This window comes from Microtetraspora sp. AC03309, from assembly GCF_020826795.1.
In the GTDB taxonomy this organism is placed as follows: domain Bacteria; phylum Actinomycetota; class Actinomycetes; order Streptosporangiales; family Streptosporangiaceae; genus Microtetraspora; species Microtetraspora glauca.
The window spans coordinates 13027-27592 of record NZ_JADDIL010000022.1 but is presented as its reverse complement, the minus strand read 5'-3'; the positions used below and the strand labels follow the sequence as shown (position 1 = coordinate 27592).

Sequence of the window (14566 nt, the reverse complement as noted above, 5' to 3'; positions counted from 1 at the left end):
CCGTTGCGGAAGTGACCAAGGCGCGAGGTGTCGCTGAGGCTCTCCCGCAGGGCGTCAGCCGCTGGTAGACCTGCGGGGCAGCAGGAAGCTGACCGCGGTGGTGAGTGCCAGCAGGGCGAGGCTGACCCAGATTGTGACGCTGAAGGCGGTGCCGTACCCGCGCGTGGCTTCGCCGGAGTGCTCGGCCAGCAGCGGGAAGAAGATCGTGCCGATGATTGCGACGCCGACCGAGGCGGCGACCTGGGCGACCGTGTTGAACAGGCCAGAGCCCGACCCGGCATGCCGCGCGGGGACGTTCTCCAAAGTCAGCTGGGCGAGAGGGGCGACGGTCAGGCCCATGCCCGCACCCCCGACGACCACGCCGGGCAGGAAGGCGAGCCATCCGGTGTCCGGTGTGGCGGTGGTCGCGGTCATGGCCAAAAGGGCGAACCCCGCGGCCAGGACGACCAGCCCGAGCTGCACAGTCCCCCGGCCCAGCCGGGGAAGCAGCACCGTCGCGCCGAGACCGGCGGCCACGGTGGTGGCGATCGGCCAGGGCAGAATCGTCACCCCGGCCTCCAGCGGGGCCATGCCCAGGCCGGATTGGAGCAGTTGCATGAAGGTGAAGAAGAACCCCATCACCGGCACGAAGAACAGGAACTGCACCAGCAGCCCGCCGCCCACCGAGCGCACTCGAAAGAGGGACACCTCCAGCAGAGGAGAGTCGCCGCGGTGTGCCAGCCGTCGCTGATGACGGTGAAACCCAGTCAGCACGGCCACGCCCGCCACCAGGCTGAAGTACGTCCAGACCGGCCAGGAGCGTTCCTCGCTGCCCGCGATGAGGGGGCAGAGGACCAGCAGCAGGCCCGCCGCGCAGATGAGCATGCCTGCCAGGTCCAGGCGCGGCCGGGTGGTGCCGTGCCCGTGGGGCAGGACGCGTGCGGCCATGATCAGGGCCAGGATTCCGGCCGGGACGTTGAGCCAGAACACGCCGCGCCAGCCAAGGCCGTACCAGTTGGCCTCCAGCAGTGCCGCGCCGAGGATCGGCCCGACCGCCGCCGCCAGGCCGGACAGCGACGAGAAGGCGGCCATCGCTCCGCCGCGCTCGTGCGGCGCGTACATGAGCTGGATCTGCGAGAGCACCTGCGGGACCATCGCCGCGGCGAAGACGCCCTGGACGACGCGGGCCGCCACCAGGGCTTCGGCCGTCGGGGCGGCGCCGCACAGCGCCGAGGCGGCGGTGAACCCTGCGATGCCGATCAGGAAGACGCGGCGGTAGCCGTAGAGCTCGCCGAGCCTAGCGCCGGTGATGATGCCGAGGGCGAAGGCGAGCGTGTAGCCCGCGAGCATCCATTGCACTTGTGCGGGTGAGGCGCCGAGTTCGGCCCTGATGGAGGGCACGGTGACGTTGACGATGGTGACGTCGAGCAGGTCCATGAAGCCGGCCAGCAAGATCACGATCAGGGCGATCGTACGCGTGCGACCGCTGGTGGCAGAGGTGGTCAGGTGGGTTGCGTCAGGAGACACCGAGGCCCTCCGGTCGACGGGGACGAGCTAAGGTTGCCTTAGCGCGAAAGTATCTTAGAAGCTAAACTTCTTAGTAGCGAAGATATTGAGGAGTGTGCATGAACGTCAAACCGGACCATGAGGATGAAGGCGCGCTCGCCGATCGGATCGTGCTTGCGATGACCGATCTAGCCGGGGCGATGGGACGGCTGAACGACCTGGTCGCTCAACGGGTGGGGGTCGGTCCCACCGACCTGCTGTGCCTGCACACCCTCAACCGGGAAGGCCCCAGCACCGCGGGTGCGCTGAGCGCCCGCCTCGGTCGCACGACCGGCGCCATCACCCAAATGATCGATCGGCTCCAGAGGGCGGGATACGTCCAGCGCCGACCGCATCCAGAAGATCGCCGCAGCGTTCTGGTGGAGGCCGTGCCTGACGCGCTCGGCAAGGTGGCCGCCCTTTATGCCGGACTGGACACGCGCAGCCGCCGGCTGATGAGCGAATTCAGCGCGGAACAACTCGCGACCATCCACGCCTTTCTCGCCGCCAGCCACCAGAACGCCGTCCAGGAGTCCGACCTGTTGACTGGATGAGCCGTTACGATCGCGCCTTCGCCCTGCGGCGGCGAGGAGACAACGCCCTCGCACCGCCATGCGCTACGTCAACCTCGGCGCCGACGCCATCGCAGCGGTCACTGCTAACCATGCCCCCCGCCCTGCCCCGGCCGATGCCGGTCGAGCCCGAGGATGTCTTCCGCCCCGAGCTTGGGCGGGAACTGACGTTTTCTCAACGGTGATCATTTCCATGTTCCGTTAAGGACGAGGGCGGCGCGGCGATGGCGCCGATCCGGCTGGAGCTGAGCGTGACGTGCCGCAGGGCGCGCCAGCGCTGCGTGAGTTCGGCGGCGGCGTGTTCGCCGAGGGCGCGGACGCATCTAGGCTTCCCGACCGGTAACTGGTCGCAGACTTACGGCCGCCCCTTGCGGGACGTCCTCGGCCAGCTGCGCGGCGTTCCGTCCTGGCTGCAGCACGACGAGACGCCGGCATGCCCGTCGTGCGCGCAGCCGATGAGCTTCATGGCCCAACTCGAGGAGGGACGCGACCACCGGACAGCGATGAACTTCGGTGGAGGCGGCTGCGGATACGCCTTCGCGTGCGCGCCGTGCGAGAAAGGCTCGTTCCTGTGGCAGTGCTGATCGGCTATCCGCTGAGAAACCCTGACTGCCTGAACTCGGATCCGGACCCTGTCGGTGCCGCCGAAGCGGATGGATTGCCGCATTTGTGGCGTAGTGGGAAGATTGAAGGGCGATGCCGAAGGACATTACCGTCATTCTTAGCGATCAACCGGGTGAGCTGGCCCGCCTAGGGGAGGTCACCGGCGAATCCGGCGTGAACATCCAGGGCTTCGCGGCCTTCACAGGTGAAGGCAAGGGCGTGGTCCACGTACTCGTCGACGACGCGGTCGCGGACAGATGCCGGGAAGTGCTGGAAGGCGCCGGGCTGGGGGTCGCCGATGAACGCCCGGTGTTGGTGGTGGACATCGAGGATCGGCCGGGGACTCTGGGTGAGCTGACCCGGCAACTCGCCGACGCGAACGTCAACGTCGACCTCGCCTACACCACTTTCGGGGGCGTGAAGGTCGTCATAGCCACCGATGACCTGGAGAACGCGCGCCTGGCGCTTGAGTGGCCCACCGGCCAGCCGGTGGGCAAGCGCCATGAAGCGGATACACCAAGCATCTGGGATCAACCCGCCTGACGGGCGACCGCAGATCACAGGTCCGCGCGACCGCGGGACCGCGACTCCTCGTCAGAGGCGCTTGAGGCGCTCGACGGCCTCGTCGATGACATCGTCGCGCTTGCAGAAGGCGAAACGTACGTACCGCGCGCCGTACTCGGGGTGATCGTAGAAGACCTGGGTGGGGATGGCGACGACGCCCGCGCGTTCGGGGAGCCGCCGCGCGAACGCGAGCCCGTCGTCGAACCCCAGCGGCCGGATGTCGGCCTGGATGAAGTAGGTCCCCGCGGGCCGGAGCACCTCGAACCCGCTGGCGGCCAGCCCCACCATCAGCCTGTCGCGCTTCGCGGACAGGGACGCGCGCTGGCTCGCCACCCACTCCATGTCGTGCCGCAGGCCGTACGCGACGGCGAGTTGCCAAGGAGCGCTGGACGTGAAGGTCATGAACTGCTTGACCGCCTGCACCGCGGACACCATGGCGTACGGCGCGCAGACCCAGCCGACCTTCCAGCCGGTCACGGAGAAGGTCTTGCCCGCGGACGAGATGGTCACGGTGCGTTCCCGCATGCCGGGGAACGTCGCGAGTGGGAGGTGCTCGACGCCGTCGAAGGTCAGGTGCTCGTACACCTCATCGGTGATCGCGATCAGATCGCGCGCCTCGCACAGGTCCGCGATGGCCGCGAGCTCCGCGCGGGTGAACACCGTCCCGGTCGGGTTGTGCGGTGAGTTGACGAGGATCGCGCGGGTCCGGGGGCTCACGGCCGCGGCGAGCTCGCCCGGGTCGAACGTGAACCTCCCGGCGTCCACGCGTAGCGGCACGGGAACGCGTACGGCCCCCGCGAGGGCGATGGCGGCGGCATAGGAGTCGTAGTAGGGCTCGAAGACGATCACCTCGTCGCCCGGCTCGCACAGCGCGAGCACCGCCGCCGCGATGGCCTCGGTGGCGCCGACCGTGACCAGCACCTCGCCGTCGGGGTCGTAGTCGAGGCCGTAGCCGTCCTTCTGGTGCTCGGACACCGCGTGACGGAGCTCGGGCACTCCGGGGCCGGGCGGGTACTGGTTGAAGCCGCCGCGGATCGCCTCGACGGCCCGCTCCAGCATCTCCTCGGGCCCGTCGGTGTCCGGGAAACCCTGTCCCAGATTGATCGAACCGGTCTCGACGGCCAGTCGCGTCATGGTCGCGAAAACGGTCGTCCCGAACTCCCGCATCCGTGCCACCAGAGGCTCTCTCACGCTCGCAATGTACCGGTTGACCGCATCCGGGGTCTCCGGACGAAGATGACAGACGTGATCCGTCCCGCCCCCCGGTCCCGGATCGGCGAGATCGACGCTCTTCGCGGTTTCGCCGTATGCGGGATGACGGTCGTCAACGTCTGGCAGAACACCCTGGCCCACGGCCGTACGACGTCGATCGACTGGGCCATGACCAATCTGGCGCAGAGCCGCTTCTATCCGATCTTCGCGTGCCTGTTCGGCGTGGGGTTCGCGCTGTTCCTGCGGTCGGCGAAGGCCCGGACGGCCAGGCCCTGGCTGGTGGCGCTCGCGCGACTGGTCGTGCTCGCGCTGTTCGGCGCACTCCATGGGGCGGTCAACGCCGGCGATGTGCTCCTCCCCTACGCCCTCATCGGCCTGCTGGTGCTGCTTCCGGCCGGATTCCTGGCCCCGCCGGTGGTCATCCTGGTCGGGACGGGGATCGTGGCCGTGTCCCTGACCGTCGGCGATCCGTGGCCGCTCATCGCCGGCCTCTTCGCCCTCGGCGCGGGCGCTACGGCCGCGGTGCTCAAGGAGACGGCCCCCGAGAAGACAGCGCCGCAGGAGGCGGCGCAAGAGGCACCGCAGCGTGCGTCGGGACCGGCGACCGGGGCCGGGTACGGCCGGGCGGCCCGGCGGACGGGCTACGTGATCTTCCCGCTCGCCGCGTCGCTCACCGTGGTCCTCACCCTGCGATGGAACGCGTCCCAGACCGGCGGGCTCTACCTGGCCGCCGCGCTGTCGGGGGCGGTGGCCTACGCCACCGGCTTCCTGCTGCTCACCCGGGCGATCCCGGCCGTCGGCGAGATCTTCCGGACGCTCGGCAGGATGGCCTTGACCTGCTATCTCACCGGGACGGCGGTCATCCTGGCCACGCTCCCCCTACTCACCGCGGACGAGAGCGGGTTCACCGTCGTCGCCGTCAGCGTGCTGACGATCGCCGCCCAGATCGTCCTGACCCGCTGGTGGCTGGCCCGCTACCGGTACGGCCCGCTGGAGTGGGTCTGGCGCCGCCTCACATGGTGGGAACCCCTGCCCAACAGGCAGAATGGGAACCGTGACACGCGTAGCCCTGTGCCAGATCCCGATCTCCCATGACCCGAAGACCAACCTGGAAGCCGTACGCGAGGCGTTGGCCGAGGCTCGGGACGCCGAACTGGCGGTGTTCCCCGAGGCCACACTGGCCCGTTTCGGCCGGGGCGTGGCCGAGGTCGCCGAGCCGCTGGACGGGCCGTTCGTGACCGGGCTGCGGGAGGCGGCGCGCGAGTTCCGCACCGCGATCATCGCGGGCACCTTCGAGCCGGGGGACGGCGGGGTGCGCAACACGGCCGTGGCGATCTCCGAGGTCGGCGGGCTGAAGGCCGCCTACCGGAAGATCCACCTCTTCGACTCGTTCGGCGCCCGCGAGTCCGATCTGGTCGTCGCCGGTGACACTCCCACGGTGGTCGAGCTGGCCGGGCTCAGGATCGGGCTGATCACCTGCTACGACGTCCGGTTCCCCGAGCTGGCCAGGGCGCTGGTGGACGCGGGGGCGGACACCTTCGCGGTCATCGCCGCGTGGGGGTCGGGCCCGATGAAGGAGGAGCACTGGGCGACCATGGTCCGGGCCCGGGCCATCGAGAACACCACATGGACGATCGCGGTGGGCCAGGCGCCGAACCCTTCGGCCTCCGACGGGTTCGGGGTGGGCCGCAGCATGCTGGTCGACCCCCTCGGTGTCGTACGGCACGACCTCGGCCCGGCTCGTGCCGTACAGACCGGGGTGATCGACCAGGCGCTCGGTGAGCGGATCCGCGAGACGGTGCCCTCCCTGCGGCACCGGCGACCGGACATTTTCTCCCGCCCCGCCGGAGCGAGTGTCACCGGATCGTAAACTGTCGGTCATGACCGAGCCGGGACACAGGACACCGATGCAGAAGGTGATCCCGCCGCGACTGCTCGTGCCGTATCTCTCCGGAAAACGGACGATCATCTCCGGGTACGTGTACCGCGTGCGGGACTGCGGCCGGCTGACCACGCCCGCGGCGCTCGTCGGCGCGCTCGACCTCGGGTTCGAGGGGTCGGATCTGGTGCCGGGAGTGCCCGAGCTGTACATCATGCGGTGGCAGGCGCGCGACACCGACAGCTATGTCGTCCCGTACGGCCCGCACATGGGCGGGGACTGGAACGATGCACCCCCGTTCACCGGAAACGGGTTCACCGCGTCCAGGGACAGCGTCGTGCCGCAACTCCACACGATGCCGATGCCGATTCCGGCCGGGGCCGAGATCATCCACCTGACGAAGGCGGGGGAACGCGCCTTCGCCCACTACGACGGCCTGTCCTGGCGCCCGGCGTCGTGAGCGGGCGCGCGGGACACCCTTCGGGTACGGCGGGGCAGGACCCACAGGATTCACCACGACTTCGGAGCGGGGCACGGCATGAGTGACATCGAGCCGGTCGGGCTGGGCTTCGTCGCCGGCTATCGCGGCCAGACGTACGCCGCGGCCGTCGGCCCGGACAGCGGCGACGTGGTCCTGTTCAGCGAGTCACCGGAGAACGGCTTCACGCAGGCCGCGGGGTACTGGCGGCGCCAGGTGTTCCGCGCCGATCTGGAGTGGCTGACCATGCTCCGCACGGTCGGCGCGTACGGCGGTGAGCCCTGCCTGGTCCTGGACGAGGACGACACCGGCGACGTGGCCGGGCTGCACATCGCCTACACGGGGCACAGCGGCGTGAAAGCCGAGGCGCTGGGCTACTGGCTGGTGGACCACGGCGCCTACGAGGTCGTCGTGCCGCGCGACGAGGTCCAGTCCATCCGGGTGGAACGGGTTCCCGTTCCCACGAGGATCGGCGGGGATCAGGAGCCCAGCGACCGATAGCGGGCGAGCCGCGCGGCCATGCGGTCGGCCGGGGGCCGGTCGAGCAGGCCCGCGATCTCGTATTCGAGCGTCCCGGCCACGCGGCGGCAGAACGCCACCGGCTCGTAGGCGGCGTCCGGCCGTTCCGGCACGATCCGGTCCACGATGCCGTCGCGTTTCAAATCGGCGGCGCGCACGCCCTGCGAGGCGGCGATCTCGGGGGCGAAGTCCACCGTCCGGTAGAGGATGGCCGACGCGCCCTCGGGCGGCAGCGGTGACAACCAGCCGTGCTGGGCGCAGATCACCCGGTCGGCGGGCAGCAGGGCCAGCGCGGCGCCGCCGGCTCCCTCGCCGAGTAGCAGGCAGACCGTGGGCGCGTCCAGCATGACGAGATCGGCCAGGCAGCGGGCGATCTCGGCGGCGAGACCGCGCTCCTCGGCCGCCTTGGACAGCGCCGCACCCGCCGTGTCGATCACCGTCACCAGTGGGAGGCCCAGCTCGGACGCCAGGCGCATGCCACGCCGCGCGACCCGCAGCCCCGCGGGCCCGAGCGGACCCCCGGCCCGCAGGCGGCGCCGGTCCTGACCGAGGACGACGGCGGGCACCGTGCCGAATCTGGCCAGCGCCAGCAGCACGCCCGGGTCGTTCTCGCCCTCGCCGGTTCCGTTGAGCGGGGTGACGTCGGAGGCGGCCAGCTTGAGCAGGGTGCGCACGCCGGGGCGGTCGTCGCGGCGGGAACGGGTGATCGCGTCCCACGCCTCGGCGTTCTCGGTCGCCTCCTCCGGCTCGGGCGGGCGGGTGAGGCCCTTCTTCGGGGCGCAGAGGACGGACAGGGCCCGGATGGCGATCTCCCTCGCGTCCTCGGCGGAGACGACGGCGTCCACGAGGCCGTGGGCGTACAGGTTCTCCGACACCTGTACGCCTTCGGGGAACGGGTAACCGTGCAGCGACTCGAAGACGCGCGGGCCGAGGAACCCGATCAGCGCGCCGGGCTCCGCCGCCGTCACGTGGCCGAGCGACCCCCACGAGGCGAGCACGCCGCCGGTGGTCGGGTGGCGCAGGTAGACGACGTACGGCAGGCCGGCGGCACGGTGGGCTGCGACAGCCGCGGTGATCTTCACCATCTGGGCGAAGGCGAGCGCGCCCTCCTGCATCCGGGTGCCGCCGCTGGCCGGGGCGGCGAGCAGCGGCAGCCGTTCCGCGGTGGCGCGCTCGACCGCGCGGGCCAGCCGTTCGGCGGCGGCCACCCCGATCGAGCCGGCCAGGAAGGAGAACTCGCAGACCGCGACGGCGACCCGGCGGCCGTCGAGCGTGCCCTCCCCCGTGATCACGGATTCGTCGTATCCGGTCCGGGCGCGGGCCTCCCGCAGTTCCTCGGCGTACGGAGAACCGGGCTCGGCCGGGTCGGCGGGTGGCTCGTCCCACGACTTCCACGAGTCGGGATCGAGCACCCGGCCGATCAGGGTCCGGGCGTCCGGCCTGGTCATCGCGCGGTCCCGGGTGGGGAACCGGGCTGGGACCCGTTCTGGGACTCGTTCTGGGACTTTGGCCGGGCTTCGGGCGAGGAGCCGGACGGGGACCCGGATGGGTCTGCCTCGCGCTCGCGGAGCCAGCCGAGCACGGCGTCGTTGTCCTGGCCGAGCAGGGGCGGCGCGACGTGGCGACGCGCCGGCGACTCGCCGGAACCCGCGTCCTCGAAGCGCAGGGGCGGGCCAGGCAACTCGATCGGGCCGAGTACGGGATGGTCCACTTCGACGAGCAGACCCTGCGACCTGACCTGGTCCCAGGCGTACACCTCGTCGATGGTGCGGATGGCGCCCGCGGGGACGCCCAACTCGCCGAGCGCGGCAAGCCAGTGGGCCCGATCGTGCTGGGCCAGGGCCTTCTCCATGTCGCCGATCAGGTCGTCGCGATGGGCGAACCTCTCCCGGTTGTTCGCGTATTTCGGGGTCTCGGGGTCGATGCCGAGAAGAGCCGCGACCTTGCGCCACTGGCTGTCGTTGGCGGCCGCGATCTGGATCATGCCGTCGGCGCAGCGGAAGGCTCCGTACGGCGCGATGGACGCGTGGTGGTTCCCCGCCGCCCTCGGCACCTGTCCGCCGACCGTCCAGGCGGTGCCGTGGTAGGAGTGCACGCCGACGATCGAGGACAGCAGGGAGGTGCGCACGACCTTGCCCCGGCCCGTCCTCTCGCGCTCGTAGAGCGCCGCGACGACGCCGTACGCCCCGTGGATGCCGCCGAGCAGGTCGGCGATCGAGGCCCCCACGCGGTACGGCTCGTCCGGGGAGGGGCCGGTGAGCGACATCAGGCCGGCCTCGCCCTGCGCGATCTGGTCGTATCCGGGACGGCCGCCCTCGGGGCCGTCGTGCCCGAAGCCGGTGATCGACAGGATGACCAGGCGGGGGTTGAGCTCGTGCAGCCGTTCCACCGGGAAGCCGAGCCGGTCGAGGACGCCGGTGCGGAAGTTCTCGATCAGGACGTCACTCTGCCGTACGAGCCGCTCGATGAGCTCCTTGCCCTCGGCGGTCTTCATGTCGACCGTGACGGACTGCTTGTTGCGGTTGGCCGCGAGGAAGTACGTGGATATGTCGTGATCAGGGCCGACGAACGGCGGGCCCCACCCTCGTGACTCGTCCCCGGTGGAGGGATGCTCCACCTTGATCACATGGGCGCCCAGGTCGCCGAGCATCTGGCCGGCGTGCGGCCCGGCCAGCGCCCGGGACAGGTCCAGAACGACGATGCCCTCCAGCGGTCCCCGCAAGATCATCCTCCGATGCGGCTCGGTGTCACACCGGCTAGCCTGCCAGGTCGCTCCACCGGGGCAACTGTCAGGTTGTGCCAACCCGCACACCGTCGAAGCGACCACCCTGGGACCCCTGTCATCACGATCGCCAGGCTCCGCGACAGACGCACATGATCTCGGCGAGAACCTCGCACCACCGGAAGGCCACGAACGCCTTCTCACCGTGCGCGGGCCTTACGCCACCGCCCGGGCTGCGCGGTCGCCGTCAGGGAGTGGGGATGTCCCGGCCCACCTGGCCGGTGACGCCGGGGTTGATGTTGGCGCTGATGACACGGCTCGGGCGGATGCGGATGATCTCTTCGCTGAACCCCGGCTGCAGCGGTGCCTGGCCGGTCAGCGCCTCGGCGCTGCCGCGGATCTCGATGCAGCGAAAGTGTTCGGAGACATCGTCGACGACCAGGGACACCAGAGGGTGGGTACCGACGTTTTTGAATTTACGGCTGCGCCCCATGTTGTGGCCGCCGATATCGATGGTCTGGGTCTCGGGATTGAACTGGAAAGTCACCGGCTTGTTCTGTGGGCCGCCGTCTGGGCCGATGGTGGCCAAACGACCGAGAAGTTGCCCTTCCAGGTACTTGAGCTCCGCTTCAGTGAAGATCATGCGGCGATCGTAGAAGCTGAAGCGCAGTTGAGGTCAAGTGGCTACGCGCGATGCGCCGAACTCGCTCTGACGCCTTCGGCAGCCTCACTCCTCGGGCGTGCGGAGGGCCGCCGCCTCGTCGGAGGCCACCTCCGGCCGGTGGAGCCGTTCCCGCACCTCGCCCGATCTTCTTGCGCACGCCGGTGGACCATCGCCACGGTGCCCGCGCCGTACAAGGTCGAGGCCAGGCGCACGCCCCAGGACCGCTACTTCGGCCGTGCGGCTGTGTCGGGGTTCCTTTCTGTGCCGCGGCCTTCCGATTGCCGTTAATTCCGTTCGCCGTTAATTCCGTGGGCTCCGGCATGACTGCGTGGTAAAGATTCATTCCGACCAGGAAGGAATGCCATGGATGCCCCCTCTCTGCACAGTCGATTCCTCAGCGATGTGGTTCCGCGGATCCAGCAGGACGCACGCGTGACCGGTGTGGCCTGACCGAGCCACCTCGGCTAACCCTCGTGACCTCCTTCGAGGCGCGCGCCCACAAGTACGGCGACACCCGGTTACGCCGGACATCACGCACATCGAGATCGAGCGGTCGGCTGCCGGCCGGGTCATCGTTCTACGTGAGCGTCCGGGAGGTCGCACTCACAGCCCCATCGGCGGCGCCAGGCGGTCAGCTCGCCCGCCTCGCGTACGCCCGTACGTGTGAAGGTGCGCAGGGCGGAGCGCCAGAGGTCGTGCGCGGCGGCGCAACCGTCGAGCAGGGCCCGCGCAGCGCCCATGTCCCGGCGGGTGCGGGCGGCCCACAGGTCGTGTTCCATGTCCTCCCACGTGGCCATGGCCAGGTGGAGGTGGTCGAGCGCCGGTCCGGGACGGCCCGCGGCGAGGTGTGCCTCGCCGATGGTCCGCAGGGTGAGGGCCGTACCGAACCGGTCCCCCAGCTCGGCGCTCGTCTCCAGCGTGGGGGCGAGCAGCCGCTCGGCCTCCGCCGTCCTCCCGGTGCGGAGCCAGACCTTGGCCAGGGCCTGGCCGGTGTAGCACCTCAGGTGCCGGTCGGTGAGCCCGGCCGCCCGCCGGTGCGCCTCCGCGCACCACTCCTCCGCCCTGGCGAGATCTCCCCTGGCCCGGAACACCAGGCCGATGCCGCGGACGGCGATGATCTCGCCGGGCTGATGGCCGACCAGGCGGAACGCGCGCGCCGCCAGGCCCAACCGGCCGAGCGCCCGCCGGTCCGCGCCCAACTCGCGGAAAGCGACGCCCAGACCGTAGAGCGCGTGCGCCACGCCCTCGCCGTCGCCGAGTTCCCGGCACAGCCGCCGGGACCTGGTGAGCAGCGGTATCGCCTCCCTGTGCTCGCCGAGCTCCTTGTGCACGGTTCCCAGGCCGTTCAGCGTGTTCGCCTCGCCGTACGCGTCGCCGAGTTCCCGATACAGGAGCAGAGCGCGGTCGAAATGCCGTTTGGCGTCGGCGAACCGGTCCTCGCAGTACCGCAGCTGTCCCAGCCCGCTCTCGACGGCCGCCTCGGCCCGATGGCTGCGGGCGGCCTTCGCGGCCGCGTGAGCGGCGTCGAGCGCGCGGTTCCAGAGGTCGAACCTGTTGCCGACGGCGAACAGCGCGTGCACCAGCGCCTCGGTGAGAGCGTAGGCCAGTTCGTCGAGCCCGGTCTGCGCGGCGCGTTCGACCAGTCCGACGAGGAACTCCTCCTCGGCGGCGAACCAGCCGGGGCCGAGGGCCGCTTCTGACTCGCCGTGTCCGGCCTGCCCGGGCGGGCGGTGCGTCCTCGGCAGCGCCAGCGGCAGCCGCGCGGACATCGTGCCTGTCATCCGCAGGCTGGCGACGGCCACCCGTTCGACCGCCGCGGCGATCCTCTCGGGGGGTTCCACCGCCGCCGCGCGCTCGGCCGCGTAGACCCGGACGAGGTCGTGCGTACGGCAGCGCAGGTCGGGTCCGCGTCCGCAGACGACCTCCAGGAGCCGGTGGTCGACCAGTTCCTCGACGAGTTCGAGCGCCCGATCGGAAGGCAGGCCGAGGAGCGCGGCGACGGCCCAGGTGGCGAACCCGGACGACCCCAGCAGGCTGATCAGCCGGAGCGCCCGGCGCTGGTCCGCCGTCAGTCCCCGGTAGCCGAGCGCGACGCTCGCGCGGACGTCCAGGTCGTCCACGGCCAGCTCGTCCAGGCGGCGCCGCTCGTCCGCGAGCCTGCCCACGAGGTCCGAGATCGCCCAGTACGGGCGCGTGGCGAGACGGGCCGCCGCGATGCGTACGGCCAGGGGCAGGCCGGCGCAGAGCCGTACGACCTCGGCGGCCTCGTCCGGCTCGGCCCGCACCCGCTCGTGACCGGCGACCCGGCTCAGCAGGCGCACACCCTCGGCCTCGGACAGGACCCGCATCTCGACCTGGCCGGTGCTCGGAAGGCCGGCCAGCCGGCGCCGGCTTGTGACGATCACGCCGCAGCCGGGATCACCCGGGATCAGCGGCCGGACCTGTTCCACGCTCGCGGCGTCGTCGAGGACGACGAGCAGGCGCCGCCCGTGCAGCGCCTGCCGGAAACACCCGGCCATCTCGTCGAGACCCGCGCCGTCGGCGGGCGCGTCGGCGTCCAGGACGCGGAGCAGCCGCTCCAGCGCCTCCATCGGCGGCAGCGGCTGCTCCTCGGTCCCCCGCAGCCGGATGTACAGCGCCCCGCCGGGATAGGACTGCCTGAGCCGGTGCGCCGCGCGTACGGCCAGGGCGCTCTTGCCGACCCCGCCCTGCCCGGAGACGACGACCACCGGCACCGCGCTCGACCCCGCTCGGGGTTCCCTGGCCGACAGGTACTTCTCGATCAGGATGAGCTCGTCGTCACGTCCCACGAAGTCGCCGATGTCCGGCGGTAACCGGCTCGGCGGCCCGGAGTGCGGCTGGAGCCGTACGTCGTCGGCGAGCATGCGCCGGTGCAGTTCACGGAGCTCGGCACCGGGTTCCAGCCCCAGCTCGGTGACGAGTTCTCCCCGGATCCGCTGGAAGGTCTCCAACGCCTCGCCCCTGCGGCCCGCCCGGTAGAGCGCGAGCATCAGCTGGGCGCTGAAGCGCTCGTTCAGGGAGTGGCGGCTCGCCAGCTCGGACAGGTCCGGGATCAGCGTGGTGCAACGGCCCAGCGCCAGCTCGGCCTCCGCGAGACGCTCCTGCACCGCGATGCGCAACTGGGCGAGCCGGTGCGCCTCGAAGGCGAGGGGAACGCACTCCGGGAAGTCCCCGTACGGCTCGCCACGCCACAGCGCGAGCGCCTCCCTGAAGCGCTCGGCCGCCCGGCGGTGGTCACCCTCGGCGAGCGCGGCGTCTCCCTCTCCTGTCAGCCGCCGGAACCGGAGCGCGTCGACCTCCTCGTCGGAGGCGTCGACGGAGTACGCGTCCCGATGGCCGAGGATGCGGTCCGGGCCGAGGACGCGCCGCAGCCGGTACACGTACAGCTGGATGTTGCGCCGGGCCGAAGGCGGGGGGTGATCGCCCCACATGGCCCAGGTCAGCCATTCGATGGGGGCCGGGCTCCGCGCCCGTGACAGGAGAAGGGCGAGGAGGAGCCTCGGCTTGCCGGCGCCCCCGATGTCGAGATCCCCGTCATCCCGGTCATCCCGGTCGGGGACTCCGTTCGTGCCCCCGTCCGACACGGCCAGCGGCCCCAGAATGCGGAACTCCACTCACGCCCCACGTCCGTGAAATTTCAACCAATATCCATCTTTAGTCCTTTGATCGTTTTGTCAAGATCATTAAATCGCGTCGATACGGAGCCGTGACCGTATCGCGGACTCCTCGGTCGACATCACGGTGGACTCCTCGACGGACATCGCGGCGCATACGCCTGCGGATATACCGCCCTTATACCGGCATGCCG

13 protein-coding genes are annotated in these 14566 nt (G+C 70.7%); 7 read left to right on the top strand and 6 right to left on the bottom strand.

The window, feature by feature from the left end; genetic code table 11:
- Nucleotides 1-54 precede the first annotated feature (54 nt).
- Complete coding sequence (locus tag IMZ11_RS15295; protein ID WP_228641897.1) at nucleotides 55-1506, bottom strand: DHA2 family efflux MFS transporter permease subunit; 1452 nt, start codon at nucleotides 1504-1506, stop codon at nucleotides 55-57.
- Between the two features lie 98 nt (nucleotides 1507-1604).
- On the opposite strand from IMZ11_RS15295, the gene IMZ11_RS15290 reads away from it, so the two are divergent.
- The 3 genes from IMZ11_RS15290 (at nucleotide 1605) to IMZ11_RS15280 (ending at nucleotide 3242) form a co-directional block, all read left to right on the top strand.
- Nucleotides 1605-2078, top strand: coding sequence for a MarR family winged helix-turn-helix transcriptional regulator (locus tag IMZ11_RS15290; protein WP_228641895.1), 474 nt, complete (start codon nucleotides 1605-1607; stop codon nucleotides 2076-2078).
- A 386-nt stretch (nucleotides 2079-2464) separates the two neighbouring features.
- Nucleotides 2465-2680, top strand: coding sequence for a hypothetical protein (locus tag IMZ11_RS15285; protein WP_228641893.1), 216 nt, complete (start codon nucleotides 2465-2467; stop codon nucleotides 2678-2680).
- Nucleotides 2681-2792: 112 nt separating this feature from the next.
- Complete coding sequence (locus IMZ11_RS15280) at nucleotides 2793-3242, top strand: hypothetical protein (RefSeq protein ID WP_228641891.1); 450 nt, start codon at nucleotides 2793-2795, stop codon at nucleotides 3240-3242.
- 51 nt (nucleotides 3243-3293) lie between these two features.
- Here IMZ11_RS15280 and IMZ11_RS15275 read toward each other — a convergent pair whose 3' ends face one another.
- Entirely contained in the window at nucleotides 3294-4454 is a 1161-nt protein-coding gene (locus tag IMZ11_RS15275) for a pyridoxal phosphate-dependent aminotransferase (protein WP_228641889.1), read from the bottom strand.
- Between the two features lie 54 nt (nucleotides 4455-4508).
- Here IMZ11_RS15275 and IMZ11_RS15270 point away from each other — a divergent pair, with 54 nt between their 5' ends.
- From IMZ11_RS15270 to IMZ11_RS15255, 4 genes are all read left to right on the top strand, one after another.
- Nucleotides 4509-5570, top strand: coding sequence for a DUF418 domain-containing protein (locus IMZ11_RS15270; protein ID WP_228641887.1), 1062 nt, complete (start codon nucleotides 4509-4511; stop codon nucleotides 5568-5570).
- Complete coding sequence (locus IMZ11_RS15265; protein ID WP_228641885.1) at nucleotides 5530-6345, top strand: carbon-nitrogen hydrolase family protein; 816 nt, start codon at nucleotides 5530-5532, stop codon at nucleotides 6343-6345. Before IMZ11_RS15270 ends, IMZ11_RS15265 begins: the two co-directional genes overlap by 41 nt.
- Nucleotides 6346-6355: 10 nt before the next feature.
- Entirely contained in the window at nucleotides 6356-6814 is a 459-nt protein-coding gene (locus IMZ11_RS15260) for a hypothetical protein (protein ID WP_228641883.1), read from the top strand.
- Nucleotides 6815-6892: 78 nt separating this feature from the next.
- Complete coding sequence (locus IMZ11_RS15255; protein WP_228641881.1) at nucleotides 6893-7333, top strand: hypothetical protein; 441 nt, start codon at nucleotides 6893-6895, stop codon at nucleotides 7331-7333.
- Here IMZ11_RS15255 and IMZ11_RS15250 read toward each other — a convergent pair.
- The 4 genes from IMZ11_RS15250 to IMZ11_RS15235 all read right to left on the bottom strand — a co-directional run bounded on the left by IMZ11_RS15250 (nucleotide 7312) and on the right by IMZ11_RS15235 (nucleotide 14372).
- The gene (locus tag IMZ11_RS15250; RefSeq protein ID WP_228641879.1) at nucleotides 7312-8799 is read right to left on the bottom strand and encodes an acetyl-CoA carboxylase carboxyltransferase subunit alpha/beta; all 1488 of its coding nucleotides are present in this window, start codon (nucleotides 8797-8799) and stop codon (nucleotides 7312-7314) included. The genes IMZ11_RS15255 and IMZ11_RS15250 overlap by 22 nt on opposite strands.
- Nucleotides 8796-10079, bottom strand: a complete 1284-nt coding sequence (locus IMZ11_RS15245) for a CaiB/BaiF CoA-transferase family protein (RefSeq protein ID WP_228641877.1) — start codon at nucleotides 10077-10079, stop codon at nucleotides 8796-8798. The genes IMZ11_RS15250 and IMZ11_RS15245 overlap by 4 nt, the downstream gene beginning before the upstream one ends.
- A gap of 241 nt (nucleotides 10080-10320) precedes the next feature.
- A complete protein-coding gene (locus IMZ11_RS15240) occupies nucleotides 10321-10716 on the bottom strand; it encodes a PPOX class F420-dependent oxidoreductase (RefSeq protein WP_228641875.1) in 396 nt (131 codons plus the stop codon).
- Nucleotides 10717-11306: 590 nt separating this feature from the next.
- Nucleotides 11307-14372 (bottom strand): BTAD domain-containing putative transcriptional regulator, encoded by a 3066-nt coding sequence (locus IMZ11_RS15235; RefSeq protein ID WP_228641873.1) that lies wholly within the window; start codon nucleotides 14370-14372, stop codon nucleotides 11307-11309.
- Nucleotides 14373-14566: the final 194 nt, after the last annotated feature.

What these genes read in the sequence shown, in the direction of transcription:
- IMZ11_RS15290 (WP_228641895.1), top strand. Translation starts at nt 1,605, where the DNA reads ATGAACGTCAAACCGGACCATGAGGATGAAGGCGCGCTCGCCGATCGG.
- IMZ11_RS15280 (WP_228641891.1), top strand. Translation starts at nt 2,793, where the DNA reads ATGCCGAAGGACATTACCGTCATTCTTAGCGATCAACCGGGTGAGCTG.
- IMZ11_RS15260 (WP_228641883.1), top strand. Translation starts at nt 6,356, where the DNA reads ATGACCGAGCCGGGACACAGGACACCGATGCAGAAGGTGATCCCGCCG.
- IMZ11_RS15255 (WP_228641881.1), top strand. Translation starts at nt 6,893, where the DNA reads ATGAGTGACATCGAGCCGGTCGGGCTGGGCTTCGTCGCCGGCTATCGC.
- IMZ11_RS15250 (WP_228641879.1), bottom strand. Translation starts at nt 8,799, where the DNA reads ATGACCAGGCCGGACGCCCGGACCCTGATCGGCCGGGTGCTCGATCCC.
- IMZ11_RS15245 (WP_228641877.1), bottom strand. Translation starts at nt 10,079, where the DNA reads ATGATCTTGCGGGGACCGCTGGAGGGCATCGTCGTTCTGGACCTGTCC.
- IMZ11_RS15240 (WP_228641875.1), bottom strand. Translation starts at nt 10,716, where the DNA reads ATGATCTTCACTGAAGCGGAGCTCAAGTACCTGGAAGGGCAACTTCTC.